This is a genomic window from Mycobacterium sp. E2699, from assembly GCF_001666745.1.
Classification (GTDB): Bacteria; Actinomycetota; Actinomycetes; order Mycobacteriales; family Mycobacteriaceae; genus Mycobacterium.
On record NZ_LZJH01000134.1, the window covers coordinates 21,488 to 40,906 of the forward strand.

The following is a 19,419-nucleotide window of genomic DNA, read 5'->3' on the forward strand; positions in this document are numbered from 1 at the left end:
CTAGAACATCGCGGCGATCATCGCGGCGCTCGTGTTGTCGGCGTTCATGCCCACCGTCACCGTGTAGACGATGGCGACGACCACCCAGATGACCCAGATGACGACGGACCAGATGACCCACTTGCGGGCGCTGGCGGCGGACGCCTGCGCCTCGGCGTGCAAACCCTGCGCCCACATTCCGTTCACCTGGGCGGCTTTCACGATCGCGACGATCCCGGTGATGGGAAAGCAGAATATCGTCGCCAAAATCGCCCACACCAAGTAGTTATTCGGCGCTCGCCCGGCGGGTTGCTGCGGCGGGTATCCCGGCGACGGCGGTGGCTGTGTCATGGATTCTCCGGTCGGGAGCAGTTAACTGGCATGAGGCGGTGATTACCCTACCCGAGGGACGCGATGACGGCACCATCTCGATGAAAATCGCCCGAAAACCGCTGGCCGTTAACCGCTTTGCTGTGCGGTAATGGCCGTGCGGTTCCGGCCGAAAAGATGCCCAAACAGACAATTTCCGGCGGAATGTGTTGCATGGACAGGACATACCCCTACGATCCCCTTAGCGGAAACATTGTTTCCGGCGAGCGCCGCAACCGTTAGGAGTCAAGGATGCCTCATCTCAGCAAGGCGCTGCGGGCCGCGACGGCCACCGCGCTCGCGGGCGGTTTCGCGTTCGCCGGTGCCGCCGCTGCGACCGCGGACCCCACCAACACCGGTAACTCGGCCGACATCAACACGCTGGCCGCCTCGCTGTCCAAGGGCTACGGCCTCAACAACTGCACCGCCGGCAACATTGATGCGGGCGAATTGGCCGTGCTCACCTGCGGGCAGAACCCCGACCCCAGCGGCCCGGTCCAGGCGAGGTACATCCTGTTGAACAACGCCGACAGCCTGGCCGGCTCGTTCAAGGCCAGCATCAAGGACGACGTGTTGACCGCGTGCGGGGACAGCGGCCAGTCGCCCACGACCTGGCACCAGGGCAGCAACAACGCCAACTCCGGATCCGTGGCGTGCGGCACCTACCAGAATGCCGCGGAGGTCATCTGGACCACGGATTCCAAGAACGTGTTGGGCCTCGTCCGCGGAGCCAACTCCGACGTCGCGGCGCTCTACCAGTGGTGGCGCGCGAACGGCTGACGTCAACGCCCGGGCCGCAACGCATTCCGTCGCCGCGGCCCGAAAGATGCTCGGATTCCTCGAATTTCCCCACAACAAAGGAGTTCAGAATGTCCCCTCTCTCCAAGGCGCTGCGAGCCGCGACGGCCCTGGCGCTCATGGGCGGTTCCGCCCTCGTCGGCGCGGCCACGGCGACCGCGGACCCCGGCACCGGCAGCTCGGCGGACATCAACACCCTGGCGGGCGCGCTGTCGAAGGGCTACGGCCTCAACAATTGCCAGGCCGCGCCGCTGTCGGGTCCCCTTCTGGCCGAACTGGATTGCGGGCAAAACCCCGATTCCAACGGGCCGGCCGCCGGCGTCTACCAACTCTTCAGCAACGGCAGCGACCTGGCCGCCGCTTTCACCTCCGGCATCAACGGCGTGTCGCTGAGCGCGTGCGGTGACAACGGTCAATCGCCGGGCACCTGGCACCAGGGCAGTTCGGGCGCCACGGCGGGACAGGTGGCGTGCGGAACCTACAAGAACGCCGCCGTCATCACCTGGACCACCGATGCCAAAAACGTGCTGAGCCACGTCCGCGCGTCCAACACCGATGTGAACGCGCTTTACCAGTGGTGGCGCACCAACGGCTGACGATCACAGCCGGGCCGCGACCAGGTCGGCGACCGCGCGCATCCCGGCGCCGTTGGGGTGCAGCGGCGCCGGCCGACCCGGCAGCGGCACACCGGGTTTCGTCGTCCACGGCTCCGCCGACCAGGCGTGGTGTTGCCGGCTGGCCTCCGCGGCGCCGACGATTCCGCACCCGGTGGCCGCGGCCGCGTCGGCGGTGAGGCGTTCCAGCGTCGCGGCGACGTGCCGGCCCAGGTCGGCGTCGGCGTCCGCGAGCGGCGGAGCGGGCACACCGGCGGGCGGCAGCAGCGTCAGGTAGTCGACGAAGAACACCCGGGCGCCCGCGGCACGCCGGCGCACCGCGGTGCCGACCGCGCACAGCGCATCGAAGACGTCGGCCAGCGCCCGATCGCGCGCGTCGCGGTCCAGCAGTTCGGCCACCCGCCCACCCAGCAGCGGCAGCCCGCGCGCGATCCGCGGCAGCGCGGCGGCCATCAACAGCGGCACGTAGCCGACGTCGTTGCCGCCGATGGTCACGGTGACCAGGCTCTCCGAGCCGTCCAGCGCGGCGATCTGCGGTGGCCTGCCGTGCTGGCGATCGGAGAGCACGTGGGCGGTGGTGGCGCCGGAAAAGGTGACGTCGACCAGATCGAGGTTCAGCCGCCGGGCCACCAGGTGGGGGTAGTTGCGGGCCGAGCGGCCCGACCACCGCGGGGCGCCCTCCACCCGGGGCCGGATGCCGGGACCGGCGGCCATCGAACTGCCCAGCGCGACATAGCGTTTCATCGACGGTACCTGATTGCCCGGCTCCTCAGCGGCCTACCGCGCGGGCCGCGTCGTCGCCAGGTCGGGGCTGGAGGCCTGCGCCCAGAACCGCTTGGGGATCCGGCCGGCGCGCCGCGCCAGGTGGCCCGCGGTGACGGCGGCGGCCATCGCGGCGGCCATCGCCGGGGGGTCGGCGGCGCGGGTCACCGCGGTGGCCAACAGCACGGCGTCGCAACCCAATTCCATCGCCAGCGCGGCGTCGCTGGCGGTGCCGATGCCGGCGTCGAGCACCACCGGGACCCCGGCGCGCGCGACGATCATCTCGATGTTGTGCGGGTTGGTGATGCCCAGGCCGGTGCCGATCGGGGCGCCCAGCGGCATCACCGCCGCGCAGCCGGCGTCTTCCAGCCGACGGGCCAGCGCCGGATCGTCGTTGGTGTAGGGCAGGACGACGAACCCGTCGTCGACCAATTGCTCTGCCGCCCTGACCAATTCCACCCCGTCGGGCAGCAGCGTGCGCTCGTCGGCGATCACCTCGAGCTTGACCCAGTTGGTGTTCAGCGCCTCGCGTGCCAGCTGCGCGGTGAGCACCGCCTCGGCCGCGCTGCGGCACCCCGCGGTGTTGGGCAGCGGCGTGATGCCCAGCCTGCCCAGCAGGTCCAGCAGCCCGGTCCCGCCCTCGGCGTCGACGCGCCGGATCGCGACGGTGGTCAGCTCGGTGCCCGACGCGATCAGCGCCTCCTCGAGCACCGCCAGGTTCGACGCACCCCCGGTGCCCATGATGAGCCGCGAGGCGAAGCTGCGATCGGCGATCGCCAGTTTGGTTTCCGAGGAACGGGACAGTCCGGATTCAGCCACCTTGCACCGCCGTCACCACCTCGAGTCGCGCGCCGTCGAAAAGCGTTGCGGTCCAGCCGGATCGGGGCAGGACCGCGTCGCCCACCGCCACCGCGACACCCCGGTCGGGGAAGCCCAGCGACTCCAGCAGCGCGGCGACGGTGGTCCGTTCGTCGACCTCGACGCGTCGCTCGTTGACCGTGACGATCATGGGTGCGCTCCGACCGGCAGGAGTTCGGACACGATCTGTTCGGCGGTCCACGGCGCCAGCAGGAATCCCGACCGGCCGTGGCCGGCGGCGACGAGGGTTCGCTCGTCCAGGCGTTGCACGATGGGCAGATTGTCGGGCGTCATCGGCCGCAACCCGGCGGCGCACTCGGCCACCTCGTACTCCCCCAGCGCGGGCAGCACCGCACACGCGTCGTCTAGCAGGTCGCGCACCCCCGACACCACCGGCGCCGTGTCGCGTCCGTGTTCGTATTGGGTGGCGCCGACGACGACGCCGTCCGGGCGCGGCACCAGGTACACCTGCCGCCCGTGCACGCGGGCCCGAATCACCCTCTGCAGCAATGGCATACACCCCTTTCGCCAGCGCAGCCGCAGCACCTCGCCCTTCACCGGGCGCACCGGCAACCCGGGCCACAGCGCGGGCGCGTCGATGCCGTTGGCGATCACCACCGCGTCGGCGCCCACCCGGGCCAGCTCGGTGACCGGCCCGGCCCAGCTCACGCCCAGGCGCTCGCAGGCGGCGCGCAGCGCGTCGAGCACCGCGCGGTTGTCCACCGCGAGCTCGGTGGGCGCCCGGAAGCCGTGCCGGATACCCTGCGCCAGCAGGGGCTCCACATCCCGTGCGGCCGACTCCCAGACCACCGGGTGCCCCTGCGCGGACAACCAGTCGGCGACGGTGCGCAGGTCCGCGACGTCGGCCCGGTCGACGGCCACCACCAGCGACTCCCGCGCCGTGACCACGCCCGGGGTCAGCCCGTCCAGATAGCCGCCCTCGCGCCACAGCCGTAGCGATTCCAGGCCCAGCCGCAGCAACTTCTCCTCACCCGGCCAGCCTTCGCTGTGCGGGGCGAGCATGCCGCCCGCCACCCACGACGCGCCCGCGTCCCGGGTGCGATGCACGCGCACCGACCATCCGGCCTGCGCCGCCCGGCGCGCCACCGACAGCCCTATGACGCCGCCGCCGATGACGGCGAGTGAGTTGGGCATCCTGTGCTCCCTTCGCCGGCATGACCCGGATCAGGTGTGACGGTAAGGGCACGCGCGCCCACTCTCAGTCCCCGCTCGCCGGGACTCCCGTGTTCTTCGGTGTCCACGCTAGCGCGATACCGTCGCGCTGTGCACCACGCTGCCCGTCTCGCCGCCGCGAGGCTGTACCTGTGTACCGACGCACGCCGCGAGCGGGGTGACCTGGCCGAGTTCGCCGACGCCGCCCTGGCCGGCGGCGTCGACATCATCCAGCTGCGCGACAAGGGGTCGGCCGGTGAGCAGCGCTTCGGCCCCCTCGAGGCGCGTGACGAGCTGGCCGCGTGCGAGGTCCTCGCCGAGGCGGCCCGCCGGCACGGCGCCCTGTTCGCGGTCAACGACCGCGCCGACATCGCCCGCGCGGCCGGCGCCGACGTGCTGCACCTGGGCCAGGGCGACCTGCCCTTGGCCGTGGCGCGCGAGATCGTCGGGCCGGACACGGTGATCGGGCTGTCCAGCCACGACGCCGACCAGGCCGCCGCGGCCGCGGAGAGCCAGGCCGGCTACTTCTGCGTCGGCCCGTGCTGGCCCACCCCGACGAAACCCGGGCGCCGGGCGCCGGGCCTGCCGCTGGTCCGGCTGGCCGCCGGGCTCGCCACCGACAAGCCCTGGTTCGCGATCGGCGGCATCGATGCGGACCGGCTGCCCGAGGTGCTCGACGCCGGGGCGCGACGCGTCGTGGTGGTGCGGGCCATCACCGGGGCCGAGGATCCGCGGGCCGCCGCGCGGCGGCTCAGGTCAGCGCTTGCAGCAGCGAGTTGATCCGGGGATGCGTCGGCGTCTCATCGGCCTGAAGGGGATCGCCCGGCATGCACCACACGAATACCCCGGCCTCGATCTCGAGCGTGCGGGGCAGGTGCCGGCGCCGTTCGTCGCCGTGGTCCAGCGGCACCAGCGCCGGGGCGGCGCGCAGCCGCTGCCAGCTGGCCGCGAAACCGGGGTGCAGCGGCAGGTCGGCCACCTCGCTCTCGGCGACCCAGCGCATCTCGGCGCTTTCCCGGTTGGGCACGGTCTGCAGCAACTCGGCCGCGTCGGCGACGACGGTGGTGTAGCTCCAGCGGGTGCCGCCCATCCCGGAGACCTCCGCGGTGACGACCGTGGCGCGGACGGCGACCAGGTCCGCCGGCAGGCCGGCCTCCTCGTGCGCCTCGCGGACCGCGGTCTGCTCCGGGGTCTCGTGGCTGTCCCGGGCGCCTCCCGGCAGCCCCCAGGTGCCACCCTGGTGGCTCCACACCGCCCGATGCTGCAGCAGCACCGCGGGCGTGCCGTCGGCCGCGGGGGCCCGCAGCAGCAGGCCGGCCGCGCCGTACCGGCCCCAATAATGAGCGCCGCCGTCGGATACCACCCATCCGTCACCGTCGCCGTGCACGAGATCAGGATATGCAGGCCATCCGGCCGGTCAATCGGGTCGCATCCCCCCATCCGGCGCAACATTCTCTTAGAATTCGCTTATTCGGGTTCGTGCGGCGAATTTCCAGGCCGAAGGATGAGGGCTGAGCAGACGTGACGGTTGAGCTGGCGCACCCGTCGACCGAGCCGAAGGGGTCGCGGTCGCCGGCCGAACCGGCGCATCCGCGCTGGTGGTTCATCTCCACGACGCCGGGCCGGATCCTCAGCATCGGGATCGTGCTGGCCGCCCTCGGCGTCTCCAGCGCCTTCGCCACCTCGACGACGATCAACCACCGCCAGCAGGTGCTGTCCACGGTGCTCAACCACACCGAGCCGTTGTCGTTCGCCGCCGGGCGGCTGTACACCACGCTGTCGGTGGCCGACGCGGCAGCGGCCACCGCGTTCATCGCCCAGGCCGAGCCGCGTCCGGTCCGGCTGCGCTACGAGCAGGCCATCACCGACGCCGCGGTGGCCGTGACCCGGGCGTCGAGCGGGCTGACCGACGAACCGCTGGTGCAGTTGCTGGGCCGGATCAACGCCGAACTGGCCGTCTATACCGGGCTGATCGAGATCGCGCGCACCAACAACCGGGAGGGCAACCCGGTCGGGTCGTCGTACCTGTCCGAGGCCTCGGGGCTGATGCAGTCGAGGATCCTGCCGGACGCCGCGCAGCTGTACCAGGCGACGTCGGAGCGGGTGGACAGCGAGACCACCGCGTCCACGCACTTCCCCGCCCCGGTGATCCTCGTCGTCGCCAGCACGGTGGTGTTCGGCGCGTTCTCCCATCGCTGGCTGGCCCGGCGCACCCGGCGCCGGATCAACCCGGGGCTGGTCGTCGGCGCCCTCGGTATCCTCGTCATGGTGGTATGGGTCGGGACCGCGCTAACCATCTCCACGACGGCGAGCCGTAGCGCCAAGGACACCGCCGCGGAGTCGCTGCGGACCGTCACCAACGTCGCCATCACCGCCCAGCAGGCGCGGGCCGACGAGACGCTGTCGCTGATTCGCCGCGGCGACGAGGAGATGCGCAAGCAGTCGTTCTACGACCGCATCGACTCCATGCACTCCCAGCTCGACCAGTACCTGTCGCGCAGCGACGCCGTCGACAAGCCCGACCTGCAGGGCGCCGACCAGCTGCTGCTGCGCTGGCGGCAGGCCAACGACCGGATCAACTCCTACATCTCGGTGGGCAACTACCGCGCCGCCACCCAGGTCGCCCTCGGCAGCGGCGAGGACGACTCCACCCCGGCGTTCGACAAGCTCGAGGACCTGCTGGGCAAGGCCATGGACCAGAGCCGCACGCACCTGCGCAACGACGTGCTCAACGCGCGCAGCGGGCTGTCCGGCGCCCAGGTGGGCGGCGTGGTGCTGTCCCTGGGGGCCGCGATCGCCGTGGCGCTGGGGCTGTGGCCGCGGTTGAAGGAGTACCGATGATGACGGCCCTGCGCCGGGGGCTCGCCGCGGCCGCGGTCGGCACGGTGCTGGCGGGCTGCGGGCACACCGAATCGCTGACCGTGGCCACCGTGCCGACGCTGCCGCCGCCCACGCCGGTCGGGATGGAGCAGCTGCCGCCGCAGCCGCCGCTGCCGCCGGACGACGCCGGCCAGGGCTGCAACGCGACCGCCAGCCTGCGCCCGTTCCCCACCAAGGCCGAGGCCGACGCGGCCGTCGCCGACATCCGGGCCCGCGGCCGGCTGATCGTCGGGCTCGACATCGGCAGCAACCTGTTCAGCTTCCGCGACCCGATCACCGGCGAGATCACCGGCTTCGACGTCGACGTCGCCGGCGAGATCGCGCGCGACATCTTCGGCGCCCCGTCGCATGTCGAGTACCGGATCCTGTCGTCGGAGGAGCGGGTCACCGCGCTGCAGCGCTCCGAGGTCGACGTCGTGGTCAAGACCATGACCATCACCTGCGAGCGGCGCAAGCTGGTGAACTTCTCCACCGTCTACCTCGACGCCAATCAGCGCATCCTGGCCCCGCGGGACTCGCCGATCGCCAAGGTGGCCGACCTGTCCGGCAAGCGGGTCTGCGTGGCCAGGGGCACCACGTCGCTGCACCGCATCCAGCAGATCGACCCGCCGCCGGTCATCGTGTCGGTGGTGAACTGGGCCGACTGCCTGGTGGCCATGCAGCAGCGGGAGATCGACGCCGTCAGCACCGACGACTCGATCCTGGCCGGGCTGGTCGAAGAGGACCCCTATCTGCACATCGTCGGGCCGAATATGGCCACCCAGCCGTACGGCATCGGCGTCAACCTGAACAACACCGGCCTGGTCCGGTTCGTCAACGGCACGCTGGAACGCATCCGCCGGGACGGCACGTGGAACACGTTGTACCGCAAGTGGTTGACGGTTCTCGGTCCCGCGCCCGCCCCGCCGACGCCGAGGTACGTGGACTGATGGCCGAGCTGGATCACACCGAGCAGCCCGGCGCCGACGAGGGCGCCGCAGCCCCGGACACGCAGGGCGGTCCGGTAACGGGGCGAATCCAGGCCACCCAGGCGCTGTTCCGCCCCGACTTCGACGACGATGACGACGACTTCCTCATCCCCGGGATCGACACCGACGCGCCGATGACGGTCGCCACCCGAGTGCTGCCGCCGACCCGGCAACTCGGCGGCGGCCTGGTCGAGATCCCGCGGGTGCGGGACATCGACCCGCTCGAGGCGCTGATGACCAACCCGGTGGTGCCGGAGTCCAAGCGCTTCTGCTGGAACTGCGGCAAACCGGTCGGCCGGTCCGGGGAGGGCGACAAGGGCGCGTCCGAGGGCTGGTGCCCCTCCTGCGGCAGCCCGTATTCCTTTTTGCCGCAGCTGAACACGGGCGACATCGTCGCCGGCCAGTACGAGGTCAAGGGCTGCATCGCGCACGGCGGGCTGGGCTGGGTGTACCTGGCGCTCGACCACAACGTCAACGACCGCCCGGTGGTGCTCAAGGGCCTGGTGCATTCCGGTGACGCCGAGGCGCAGGCCATCGCGATGGCCGAGCGCCAGTTCCTCGCCGAGGTGGTGCACCCGCAGATCGTGCAGATCTTCAATTTCGTCGAGCACACCGATTCGCACGGGGACCCCGTCGGCTACATCGTGATGGAGTACATCGGCGGCCAGTCGCTCAAGCGGGTCCTCAAGGACCGCAAATCCGAGAAGCTACCCGTCGCCGAGGCGATCGCCTACCTGCTGGAGATCCTGCCCGCGCTGACCTACCTGCACTCCATCGGCCTGGTCTACAACGACCTGAAGCCGGAGAACATCATGCTCACCGAGGAGCAGCTCAAGCTCATCGACCTGGGCGCGGTGTCGCGGATCAATTCGTTCGGATACCTCTACGGCACACCGGGTTTCCAGGCGCCGGAGATCGTGCGGACCGGTCCGACGATCGCCACCGACATCTACACGGTGGGTCGCACGCTGGCGGCGCTGACGCTGAACCTGCGCACCCGCAACGGACGCTACGTGGACGGCCTGCCGGACGACGATCCGGTGCTGAAGAACTACGACTCGTTCGGCCGGCTGCTGCGCCGCGCCACCGACCCCGACCCGCGGCGCCGGTTCTCCACCGCGGACGAGATGTCCGCCCAGTTGATGGGCGTGCTGCGCGAGGTGGTCGCGCACGACACCGGGATACCGAGACCCGGTCTGTCGACGGTCTTTTCGCCCAGCCGATCGACGTTCGGGGTGGACCTGCTCGTCGCGCACACCGACGTGTATCTGGACGGGCAGGTGCACTCGGAGAAGCTGACCGCCCGGGAGATCGTGACCGCGCTGCCGGTGCCGTTGGTCGACCCGACCGACGTCGCCGCGCCCGTGCTGCAGGCGACGGTGCTGTCCCAGCCGGTGCAGACGCTGGACTCGTTGCGTGCGGCCCGGCACGGCTCGCTGGACGCCGACGGCATCGAGGTGGCCGAGTCGATCGAGCTGCCGCTGATGGAGGTCCGCGCGCTGCTGGACCTCGGCGACGTGGCCAAGGCCACCCGCAAACTCGACGACCTGGCCGAGCGCGTCGGCTGGCGGTGGCGGTTGGTCTGGTACCGGGCCGTCGCCGAGCTGCTCACCGGCGACTACGAGTCCGCCACAAAGCATTTCACCGAGGTGCTGGACACCTTCCCCGGCGAGCTCGGGCCCAAGCTGGCCCTGGCCGCCACCGCCGAGCTGGCCGGCAACACCGACGAGCACAAGTTCTACCAGACCGTGTGGAAGACCAACGACGGCGTGATCTCCGCGGCCTTCGGCCTGGCCAGATCCCTTTCGGCCGAGGGCGATCGGGAGGCCGCGGTCAACACCCTGGACGAGGTTCCGCCCACCTCAAGGCATTTCACCACCGCGCGGCTGACCAGCGCGGTGACCCTGATGTCCGGCCGGTCCACGAGCGAGATCACCGAGGCGCAGATCCGCGACGCTGCCCGGCGCGTGGAGGCTTTGCCGCCCACCGAGCCGCGCGTGCTGCAGATCCGCGCCCTGGTGCTGGGCGGCGCGATGGACTGGTTGCAGGACAACGAGGCCAGCACCAACCACATCCTCGGCTTCCCGTTCACCGAGCACGGCCTGCGGCTGGGCGTCGAGGCGTCGCTGCGCAGCCTGGCCCGCGTCGCGCCCACCCAGCGGCACCGCTACACGCTGGTGGACATGGCCAACCGGGTGCGGCCGACGAGCACGTTCTAGGTCTCGGGTTTCGGCCCATGTGAGTGTGAATCCTGGGCTTTGGCTTTCGCGTCGAGTGTGAATCCTGGGCTTTGAGTGTGAAGCCTGGGCGGCGTTTCGGGTCGAGTGTGAATCGTGGGCTTTGAGTGTGAAGCCTGGGCGGCGTTTTTGGGTCGAGTGTGAATCGTGGGCTTTGCGTGTGAAGCCTGGGCTTTGAGTGTGAAGCCTGGGCTCTAGAACCGCCCGGATCCCGCCCTGCGCGCACACTCAAAGCCGTACGCGCACAACCAAAGCCGTACGCGCACACTCAAAGCCCAGGCTTCACAGTCAAAGCCGTAGGCGCACAATCAACGCGTCAACCCGCGATCCAACCGCGTTCGACCAGCGCCACCCGCACTCGGCGCACGATATTGGCTCGGTGGTCCTCCGCGACGACTCGGACGATGATCCAGCCCATTCGATCGAGCGTCTCTAGGCGCTGAATGTCGTGGACGTAGCGCCGGCGGTCGGTCTGGTGTTGGTCACCGTCGTATTCAACGCCCACCAGGTACTGCTCCCAGCCCACGTCGACGTGGGCGACGGGTATACCGTCGGCGCCCAACACCGGGATCTGGGTCTGCGGCTGCGGGAATCCGGCGTCGATGAGAAGCAGCCGCAGGTAGCTTTCGCGCGGCGACTGCGCGCCGGGGTCGACCAGCTGCAGCGCGGCTTCCAGTCGGCGCAGCCCGGGCGCGTGGGGATGGCACTTGACGACACGCAGCACGTCATCGACCTTGAATCCCGTTGCCCGCGCGAGCGCATCGAGCCGAACGACTGCCGAGCGAACGGCGCCGCGCCGGCCGATGTCGAAGGCGGTTCGCTCGGGCGTGGTGACGGGGCGCCCGTCCATGACCTGCGTCTCGCCCTCCAGCAATGCGTCGCGCCGTATCAGCACGCCGGGTGGCGGCCGGGTGTTGGTGTGATTCAGTTCGATCGGAACATCGTCCGGAATCCACTCGGCGCCGTGTAAGGCGGCGGCCGCCGCTCCCACGATCGTCGCCGTCCCACCCGACCACAGCCAGGCGGCGGCGATGCGCAGCTTCAACGACAGCCGGGCATCGTTGGACACGTAGACGTTCGGGAATACCGGTCGATAGCGCGTTCTCAGTTGATGCCGGCTCAACGCACCCGATGCCAGTGCCGCACTGCCGACGAACGGTTCGCTCATGCGCCGCAGAGTTGCACAGCGGACGCGGGTCGTGCCGTCCGCTATCCACAGGGGCACACATAGCGAAAACACAGGTTCATGCCGCACAGTTAGCTCATGCCGGGGGAGTCCACGCAGTGGATCAGCACGGCGCGAGGTTTGCGCCGGGCCGGGTTCGGGGTGTCCGGACCAGAGGTCGACGCGGCCATGACCCGGGACTGGCCCGGCCACGTCGACGCCATGCTGGCCGCGAACCCCGACGCCGACCCGGGTGCGATCGCCACGCCGATGCCCGCCCTCGCGGCACCGCGCGCGCCCGGCAAGGGCGCGACGCCGGCCGCCCGCAAGCAGTACAACGGTCAGCTGTCCGAGCAGCAGCGCATGCTGTCCGACTGGTGGTTGACCCGGATGGTCAGCGTCGGCCGGCCGCTCCACGAGAAGCTGACGTTGTTGTGGCACAACCACTTTGCCACCTCCGCGCAGAAGGTCCGGGTGGCGGCGTACATGGCCGCGCAGAACCAGAAGCTGCGCGCCGGATCGCTGGGTGACTTCCGCTCGCTGGCCTACGCGATGCTGACCGACGCCGCGATGCTGCGCTGGCTGGACGGCCAGACCAACACGGCCAAGGCCCCCAACGAAAACCTCGCCCGCGAGTTCATGGAACTTTTCGCGCTGGGCCATGGCAACGGCTACACCGAGGACGACGTGCGCAACGGGGCCCGCGCCCTGACCGGCTGGGTGATCCGCCCCGACGGCCAGACGTCGGTGCTGCCGCGACGCCATGACGCGACGGCCAAGATGCTGTTCGGCCGCACCCAGAACTTCGACGCCGCGGGGTTCTGCGACGCCGTGCTGAGCCAGCCCAAATCGGCGGAGTACGTCGCGGGACGCCTGTGGCAGCAGCTGGCCTCGGACGAGCCGCCTTCGCCGCAGGCGCTCGACCGCCTGGTCGCGGCGTACGGCCCGCGCCGCGACCTGCGGGCGCTGACCCGCGCGATCCTGACCGACGACGAGTTCACCGGCGGCCGGTCCACCGTGGTGAACACCCCGGTCGAATGGCTCGTCGGCGTCATGCGGACACTCCGCGTGTCGCCGGCCAACCCGGCGCACCGCAAGCTCGCGGAGGCGACGTTGGCCGGGCTGGGGCAGCGGCCGTTCTTCCCGCCCAGCGTCGGCGGCTGGCCCAGCGGACCCGTCTGGTTGTCCACCGCCAGCGCCGGAGTTCGCCTGCGCGCCGCGACCGAACTGGCGCTGGCCGGCGACTTGTCGGGCATCGAGAGCGCCCCGGCCGGCGATCGCATCGACGCCGTCGGCTACCTGATCGGCATCGGCGATTGGTCGGACCGCACCGTCAAGGCGCTGCAGCCGCTGGTGCGCCAACCGCCGCAGCTGGTCGCCGCCGCCGTCAACACGCCCGAATACCTGACCTCCTGAGCGGATTTGCCCATGCCCGAGATCAACCGCCGCAAATTCCTGATCGCCAGCGCGGGCGTCGGCGCGGCCGGCCTGCTGTCCGGGGCGGTGGCGGTCAGTTGGCCCGACCTGATGCGCGCGGCGCAGGATCGGCCACTGCCGGCCGGAGCCGGTGTCCTGGTGATCGTGTCGCTGTACGGCGGCAACGACGGGATCAACACTCTGATCCCCTACGGCGACAACGCCTATCACGATGCCCGGCCCGAACTGGCCTACGCCCCCGGCGATGTCCTGCACCTCGACCAGCAACTGGGGCTCAACCCGGCGATGAAGGGACTGGCCCAACTGTGGGGTCAGTCCCGGCTCGCCATCGTGCGCGGCGTCGGCTACCCCAAGCCCGACCACAGCCACTTCCGGTCCATGGACATCTGGCAGACGGCGTCGCCGGACGAGCCCGTCTCGACGGGCTGGATCGGCCGCTGGCTCGACGCCACCGGCGAGGACCCGTTGCGCGCGGTCAATATCGGGGCGGTCCTGCCGCCGTTGGCGGTGGGGCAGAAGCAGACTGCCGCGGCGCTGACCCCGGGCGGCGCGCCGGGCAAGGCGGAGAAATTCGACACCGTCATGACCGCGCTGGGCGCCGACGACCCGAACGACACCCCGGCGATGGCCGCGGTCTGCAAGGCGTACCGCGCCGCGCGCACCACGGATACCACGTTCGCGTCGCTCAAACCTGCTCGTGAGCAACACAATCCGCTGGCGGCGCAACTGGGTGTCGTCGCCGCCGCGGTGCGGGCGCGTGTTCCCACGCGGGTCTACTCCGTGCAGTTGGGCGGTTTCGACACCCACGCCAACGAACGCGGAACCCAGCAGCGCCTGCTGCAGACGTTCGACGAGGCGGTCACCGCGTTCCTGCAGCAGGTGGCCGATCCCAACGTGGTGGTGATGGCGTACTCGGAGTTCGGCCGCCGGGTGCCCGCCAACGCCTCCGAAGGCACCGACCACGGCACCGCCGGCCCGGTCTTCGTCGCCGGCGGGCCGGTGCGCGGCGGCTTCTACGGCGACGAGCCCAGCCTGACCGACCTCGACAACGGAGACCTGAAGTACACCACGGACTTTCGCGACGTGTACCACGAACTGCTGGCCCGGACCGTCGGTGCCGATCCCACCCCGTCGGTGGGGGCGGGACGCAAGAGCCTGGGATTCCTAACCGCTTAACGCGCTGACACAGTCGCGGGCGATGGCCAGCTCCTCGTTGGTCGGGATCACCAGCACGACGATCGGTGATCCGTCGGCGGATATCTGCCGCGCGCCCCGGCCCCCGCTGAGGTTGCGGCGCCCGTCGAGGACGATGCCCATCTCCTCCAGGCCGGCGACCGCGTCGCGGCGTACCGCCGGGTCGTTTTCGCCGATCCCGGCGGTGAAAGTGATGACGTCGGTGTGCCCGAGCACGGCCAGGTAGGCGCCGATGTACTTGCGCAGCCGGTGGATGAACACGCTGTAGGCCAATTGCGCGGCGCCGTCGCCGGATTCGATCATCTCCCGCAACCGCCGGAAGTCGCGCTCGCCGGACAGGCCCAGGACCCCGGACCGCTCGTTGAGCATCGCCTCGACGTCGTCGACACCCATGTTGGCCCGGTGCCACAGGTAGCTGACGATGCTGGGGTCGATGTCGCCGCTGCGAGTGCCCATCACCAGGCCTTCCAGCGGCGTCAGGCCCATCGACGTGTCGATCGCCCGGGTGCCGGCGATCGCGGACGCCGAGGAACCGTTGCCCAGGTGCAGCACAATCTGTTTCAGTCCGCCGACCGGCCGGTCCAGGAAGGTGGCGGCCTGCTGGCTGACGTAACGGTGCGACGTGCCGTGGAACCCGTAGCGACGGATCTGCCACCGCTCGGCCACGTCGCGGTCGATCGCGTAGGTCGCCGCGGCGGGCGGCATGTCGTGGAAGAAGGCGGTGTCGAACACCGCCACGTGGGGCACGTCGGGCAGCAGCCTGCGGGCCACCTCGATTCCCTTGAGCGCGGGCGGGTTGTGCAGCGGCGCCAACTCGGACAGCTTCTCGAGCGCGGCGATCCGCGCGTCGTCCATCAGCGTCGGCCGATAGAACTCATTGCCGCCGTGCACCACCCGGTGCCCGACCGCCGTCAGCCCGCAGGCCTTCAGGTCGATGCCGGCCCGGGCCAATTCGTCGAAAGCGCGGTGCAGCGCCGCGTCGTGGTCGGCAACCGACGACGCGTCCTCGCCGATCCGCTCGATGTGGCCGGAAGCCCGTGCCTCGCCCGAATCGGGCTGCAGCAGCTGGTATTTCAGGGACGACGAGCCGGAGTTGATCACCAGCACCAGGCGCGCTTCACGGGCCATGGGCGTCCTGCGCCTGAATCGCGGTGATGGCAACCGTGTTCACGATGTCCTCGACCGTCGCGCCGCGGGACAGGTCGTTGACCGGCTTGCGCAGCCCCTGCAGCACCGGGCCGATCGCGATCGCCCCGGCGCTGCGCTGCACCGCCTTGTAGGTGTTGTTGCCGGTGTTGAGGTCGGGAAAGATCAGCACCGTGGCGCGGCCGGCCACCTGCGAATCGCGGAGTTTGGTGGCCGCGACGGACGGTTCGATGGCGGCGTCGTATTGGATCGGGCCTTCGACCAGCAGCTTCGGGTCGCGCCGTCGCACCAGATCCGTTGCCGCCCTGACCTTGTCGACGTCGGCACCCACACCGGAGTCCCCGGTCGAATAGGACAGCATGGCAACCCGCGGCTCGATGCCGAAGCGTGCGGCGGTGCGCGCGGAGCTGATCGCGATGTCGGCGAGCTGCTCGGACGTCGGATTCGGGATGATCGCGCAGTCGCCGTAGACCAGCACCCGGTCGGGCAGGCACATGAAGAACACGCTGGAGACGGTGGAGACATCGGGAACGGTCTTGATGATCTCGAAGGCCGGCCGGACGGTGTGCGCGGTGGTGTGCGCGGCGCCCGACACCATGCCGTCGACGGCGCCGTTGTAGACCAGCATGGTCCCGAAATACGTTCCGTCGCGCATGATCTCGCGGGCGTGCTCGACGGTGATCCCCTTCGCCTTGCGAAGCTCGGCGTACTGTTCCGCGAACTGCTCGCGCAGCGCGCTGTTCAGCGGATCGATCACCGTCGCGCCGTCCAGGTTCACGCCGAGCTCCGACGAACGTAGCCGGATCCGGGCTTCGTCGCCCAGGACGGTCAGGTCGGCGACGCCGCGCTGCAGCAGCCGGCCGGCGGACCGCAGGATGCGGTCGTCGTCGCCCTCGGGAAGGACGATGTGTTTGCGATCCGAGCGGGCCCGCAGCTGCAGCTGGTAGGTGAACATCTGCGGCGTGATCACGGTGGGCATCGAAATGGCAAGCTGGTTCAGGAGATCCGCGATGTCGACGTGGCGGTCCATCAGCGCCAGCGCGGTGTCGATCTTGCGCTGCGAGGTTGCCGTGACCCGGCCGCGGGCGGCGGCGGCGGCGCTGGCCGTGTCGTAGGTGCCCAGCGCCGTCGCGATGATGGGCAGCCGCAACCGCAATCCGCTCACCAGGGCCGCGATGGAGGGATGCAGCTCGAAACCGCCGTTGAGCACCAGGCACGACAGCGACGGAAACCCTTCTGCCGCATGGGCGCTGGCGACGGCGAGCACCACATCGGAGCGGTCTCCGGGGGTGATGACGGCCATGCCGTCGCTCAGCCGTTCCAGCACGTGGTCGGCGGTCATCCCGGCGACCAGCACGGCCATCACCTCGCGTTCCCGCAGCGACGCCTCGCCGCTGACCGGCGTCCCGTTGACGGCCCGTTCCAGCTCGGCCACCGTCGGCGCCGACAGCAGCGGCTCCTCGGGCAGCACGTAGCTGCGCTGGGCTGGCGGCGGAAGCGCCGCTAAACACTTGCGGACCTCGCTCAGTTGGGCCGGATCGCAGCGGTTGGCCACCACCGCCGCGGTGTGGGCGTGCTGAGCCGTCAACTCGGCCAGGCACACCTCGACCACGCCGGCGACCTCCTCGGGAGTGCGGCCCTTGCCGCTGACGGTCAGCAGCACCGGCGCGCCGAGGTTGGCCGCGATCCTCGCGTTGACCGAAAGCTCGGCGGGCCTGGTCACGTCGGTGTAGTCGCTGCCGACGATGACCACGACGTCGCAGGCCTGCGCCATGGCGTGATACGCGTCGACGACGGCGGCGATGGCGGCGTCGGTGTCGGCGTGCAACTGCTGGTAGGTCACGCCCACGCACCGCTCGTACGGCAGGCCCGCGGTGGTGTGCTCCAGCAGCAGTTCCAGGATGTAGTCACGCTTTTCGCCGAGCCGCGTGATGGGCCGGAACACGCCGACCCTGGCGACCGTGGCGGTCAGCCGGTGCAGCAGCCCGAGGGCGACCGTCGACTTGCCGGTCTCCGGTTCGGGCGCGGCGATGTATATCGCCGAAATTTCAGCCAAGTCGCCGCAGCCTGGGCGCCAGGTCCTTTTCGAAGAGCTCGAGGAACCGCCGCTGATCCTGGCCGGGCGCGTGGAACACCAGGTGGTTGAGGCCCCAGTCGACGTAGTCCTTGACCTTCTCGACCGCCTCGTCGGGGTCCGACGCCACGATCCAGCGCTTGGCGACCTGCTCGATCGGCAGGGCGTCGGCGGCCTTCTCCATCTCGATCGGGTCGTCGATGCTGTGCTTCTGCTCGGCGGTCAGCGACAGCGGCGCCCAGAACCGGGTGTTCTCCAGCGCCAGCTCGGGGTCGGGGTCGTAGGAGATCTTGATCTCGATCATCTTGTCGATGTCGTCGACGTTGCGGTCCGCGGCCGCGGCGCCCTCCTTGACGGCCGGGATCAGCTTGTCCTTATAGAGCTCCTCGCCCTTGCCGGAGGTGCAGATGAAGCCGTCACCGGCGCGCCCGGCGTATTTGGCCACCGCCGGACCGCCGGCGGCGATGTAGATCGGGACGCCGCCCTCGGGCACGTCGTAGATCGAGGCGCCCTTGAGCCGGTAGTACTCGCCGGGGAAGTCGACGCGGTCGCCGCGCCACAGCTCCCGCATCAACCGCACCGACTCGCGCAGCCGGGCGAAGCGCTCCTTGAACTCCGGCCAGTCGCCCTCGTATCCGGTGGCGATCTCGTTCAACGCCTCGCCGGTGCCCACCCCGAGGAAGATCCGGTTCGGGTACAGGCACGCCATGGTGGCGAAGGCCTGCGCGATGACGGCCGGGTTGTAACGGAAGGTCGGGGTGAGCACGGAGGTGCCCAGCACGATGCGTTGGGTGCGTTCGCCGACGGCGGTCATCCAGGCCAGCGAGAACGGGGCATGACCGCCCTCGTGCCGCCACGGCTGGAAGTGGTCGCTGACGGTTGCGCTGTCCATGCCGTGACCCTCGGCGGCGACGGCCAGTTCGACGAGCTCGCGCGGTGCGAATTGTTCGGCGGATGCCTTGTATCCAAGTTTCAGTTCAGCCACGGCTCATTTCTACTCCTATGCTCACTTGCGTGGGCCCAGCACCGACTCTTGTTCAGGTCACCGACACCGTGTACCTCGCCCGGGGCCACGCCGTTAACTGGACCCTGGTCGTCGACGGCACGGGTGTGATGTTGATCGACGCCGGTTATCCCGGGGATCGCGAGGACGTGCTGGGCTCGCTGCGCAAACTCGGCTACGACGCGGGCGATGTGCGCGCCATCCTGCTGACCCACGCGCACGTCGACCACCTGGGCTCGGCGATCTGGTTCGCCCGCGAGCACGGCACCCCGGTGTACTGCCACGCCGACGAAGTCGGTCACGCCAAGCGGGAGTACTTGGAGCAGGTGTCGATTTTCGATGTGGCGGTTCGCATTTGGCGACCGCGGTGGGCGGTGTGGGGCGTGCACGTGGTGCGCAGCGGCGGCCTGATCCGCGACGGCATCCCGTCGGCACGGCCGCTCAGCGCCGAGGTGGCCGCCGGTCTCCCCGGCCACCCGACGGCCGTCGCCACACCGGGGCACACCAGCGGGCACTGCTCGTATGTCGTCGACGGCGTGCTGGCCAGCGGCGACGCGCTGATCACCGGCCACCCGCTGCTGCGTCGCGGCGGCCCACAGCTGCTGCCGGCGGTGTTCAGCCACAGCCAGAAGAGCTGCCTGCGCAGCCTCGGTGCGCTGGCCCTGCTGGACACCGAGGTCCTGCTGCCGGGTCACGGCGACGTGTGGCGCGGGCCCATACGCGAGGCGACCGACGCGGCTTTGGCGCGGGCGAGTTGACCCG

General features: G+C 70.3%; 19 protein-coding genes and 1 riboswitch. Of the genes, 9 read left to right on the forward strand and 10 right to left on the reverse strand.

Features of this window, described 5'->3' with window-relative positions:
• A complete protein-coding gene (locus A5696_RS22705; RefSeq protein WP_067883243.1) occupies positions 1 to 330 on the reverse strand; it encodes a CD225/dispanin family protein in 330 nt (109 codons plus the stop codon).
• A 270-nt stretch (positions 331 to 600) separates the two neighbouring features.
• On the opposite strand from A5696_RS22705, the gene A5696_RS22710 reads away from it, so the two are divergent.
• A complete protein-coding gene (locus A5696_RS22710) occupies positions 601 to 1,128 on the forward strand; it encodes a serine/threonine protein kinase (RefSeq protein WP_067883244.1) in 528 nt (175 codons plus the stop codon).
• Positions 1,129 to 1,217: 89 nt separating this feature from the next.
• On the forward strand, positions 1,218 to 1,742 hold the full coding sequence (locus A5696_RS22715) for a serine/threonine protein kinase (RefSeq protein ID WP_067883245.1): 525 nt from the start codon (positions 1,218 to 1,220) through the stop codon (positions 1,740 to 1,742).
• Positions 1,743 to 1,745: 3 nt separating this feature from the next.
• On the opposite strand, the gene A5696_RS22720 is transcribed toward A5696_RS22715, so the two are convergent.
• The 4 genes from A5696_RS22720 to thiO all read right to left on the reverse strand — a co-directional run bounded on the left by A5696_RS22720 (position 1,746) and on the right by thiO (position 4,535).
• Positions 1,746 to 2,504, reverse strand: coding sequence for an SGNH/GDSL hydrolase family protein (locus tag A5696_RS22720; RefSeq protein WP_067883246.1), 759 nt, complete (start codon positions 2,502 to 2,504; stop codon positions 1,746 to 1,748).
• Positions 2,505 to 2,537: 33 nt separating this feature from the next.
• Positions 2,538 to 3,326, reverse strand: a complete 789-nt coding sequence (locus A5696_RS22725) for a thiazole synthase (protein WP_255382824.1) — start codon at positions 3,324 to 3,326, stop codon at positions 2,538 to 2,540.
• Between the two features lie 7 nt (positions 3,327 to 3,333).
• Complete coding sequence (gene thiS / locus A5696_RS22730) at positions 3,334 to 3,531, reverse strand: sulfur carrier protein ThiS (RefSeq protein WP_067883247.1); 198 nt, start codon at positions 3,529 to 3,531, stop codon at positions 3,334 to 3,336.
• The gene (thiO, locus tag A5696_RS22735) at positions 3,528 to 4,535 is read right to left on the reverse strand and encodes a glycine oxidase ThiO (RefSeq protein WP_067883284.1); all 1,008 of its coding nucleotides are present in this window, start codon (positions 4,533 to 4,535) and stop codon (positions 3,528 to 3,530) included. The genes thiS and thiO overlap by 4 nt, the downstream gene beginning before the upstream one ends.
• Positions 4,526 to 4,636: riboswitch (TPP riboswitch) on the reverse strand. It overlaps the preceding gene by 10 nt.
• A 28-nt stretch (positions 4,637 to 4,664) precedes the next feature.
• Between thiO and thiE the strand changes: the two genes are divergently transcribed.
• The gene (thiE, locus tag A5696_RS22740) at positions 4,665 to 5,333 is read left to right on the forward strand and encodes a thiamine phosphate synthase (protein WP_067883248.1); all 669 of its coding nucleotides are present in this window, start codon (positions 4,665 to 4,667) and stop codon (positions 5,331 to 5,333) included.
• On the opposite strand, the gene A5696_RS22745 is transcribed toward thiE, so the two are convergent.
• The gene (locus A5696_RS22745) at positions 5,305 to 5,940 is read right to left on the reverse strand and encodes an NUDIX hydrolase (RefSeq protein WP_067883249.1); all 636 of its coding nucleotides are present in this window, start codon (positions 5,938 to 5,940) and stop codon (positions 5,305 to 5,307) included. The genes thiE and A5696_RS22745 overlap by 29 nt on opposite strands.
• A 134-nt stretch (positions 5,941 to 6,074) precedes the next feature.
• On the opposite strand from A5696_RS22745, the gene glnX reads away from it, so the two are divergent.
• From glnX to A5696_RS22760, 3 genes are read left to right on the forward strand one after another with little or no spacing between them, the layout of a single operon-like run.
• Positions 6,075 to 7,394, forward strand: a complete 1,320-nt coding sequence (glnX, locus tag A5696_RS22750) for a protein kinase G-activating protein GlnX (RefSeq protein ID WP_067883250.1) — start codon at positions 6,075 to 6,077, stop codon at positions 7,392 to 7,394.
• On the forward strand, positions 7,391 to 8,362 hold the full coding sequence (locus tag A5696_RS22755) for a glutamate ABC transporter substrate-binding protein (protein WP_067883251.1): 972 nt from the start codon (positions 7,391 to 7,393) through the stop codon (positions 8,360 to 8,362). The genes glnX and A5696_RS22755 overlap by 4 nt, the downstream gene beginning before the upstream one ends.
• Entirely contained in the window at positions 8,362 to 10,620 is a 2,259-nt protein-coding gene (locus tag A5696_RS22760; protein ID WP_067883252.1) for a serine/threonine-protein kinase PknG, read from the forward strand. The genes A5696_RS22755 and A5696_RS22760 overlap by 1 nt, the downstream gene beginning before the upstream one ends.
• Before the next feature lie 334 nt (positions 10,621 to 10,954).
• On the opposite strand, the gene A5696_RS22765 is transcribed toward A5696_RS22760, so the two are convergent.
• Positions 10,955 to 11,806, reverse strand: a complete 852-nt coding sequence (locus A5696_RS22765; protein WP_067883253.1) for a hypothetical protein — start codon at positions 11,804 to 11,806, stop codon at positions 10,955 to 10,957.
• A gap of 96 nt (positions 11,807 to 11,902) precedes the next feature.
• On the opposite strand from A5696_RS22765, the gene A5696_RS22770 reads away from it, so the two are divergent.
• The gene (locus tag A5696_RS22770) at positions 11,903 to 13,219 is read left to right on the forward strand and encodes a DUF1800 domain-containing protein (RefSeq protein WP_067883254.1); all 1,317 of its coding nucleotides are present in this window, start codon (positions 11,903 to 11,905) and stop codon (positions 13,217 to 13,219) included.
• Positions 13,220 to 13,231: 12 nt separating this feature from the next.
• Positions 13,232 to 14,416, forward strand: a complete 1,185-nt coding sequence (locus A5696_RS22775) for a DUF1501 domain-containing protein (protein ID WP_067883255.1) — start codon at positions 13,232 to 13,234, stop codon at positions 14,414 to 14,416.
• Here A5696_RS22775 and A5696_RS22780 read toward each other — a convergent pair.
• The 3 genes from A5696_RS22780 to fgd are packed head-to-tail and all read right to left on the reverse strand — an operon-like array spanning position 14,405 to position 18,639.
• Positions 14,405 to 15,562 (reverse strand): acetate kinase, encoded by a 1,158-nt coding sequence (locus A5696_RS22780; protein WP_067883256.1) that lies wholly within the window; start codon positions 15,560 to 15,562, stop codon positions 14,405 to 14,407. The genes A5696_RS22775 and A5696_RS22780 overlap by 12 nt on opposite strands.
• Positions 15,552 to 17,636, reverse strand: a complete 2,085-nt coding sequence (gene pta, locus A5696_RS22785; RefSeq protein WP_067883257.1) for a phosphate acetyltransferase — start codon at positions 17,634 to 17,636, stop codon at positions 15,552 to 15,554. The genes A5696_RS22780 and pta overlap by 11 nt, the downstream gene beginning before the upstream one ends.
• A complete protein-coding gene (gene fgd, locus A5696_RS22790) occupies positions 17,629 to 18,639 on the reverse strand; it encodes a glucose-6-phosphate dehydrogenase (coenzyme-F420) (protein WP_067883258.1) in 1,011 nt (336 codons plus the stop codon). Before fgd ends, pta begins: the two co-directional genes overlap by 8 nt.
• Positions 18,640 to 18,668: 29 nt before the next feature.
• Between fgd and A5696_RS22795 the strand changes: the two genes are divergently transcribed.
• On the forward strand, positions 18,669 to 19,415 hold the full coding sequence (locus A5696_RS22795) for an MBL fold metallo-hydrolase (protein WP_231964563.1): 747 nt from the start codon (positions 18,669 to 18,671) through the stop codon (positions 19,413 to 19,415).
• The last annotated feature ends 4 nt before the right edge of the window (positions 19,416 to 19,419 follow it).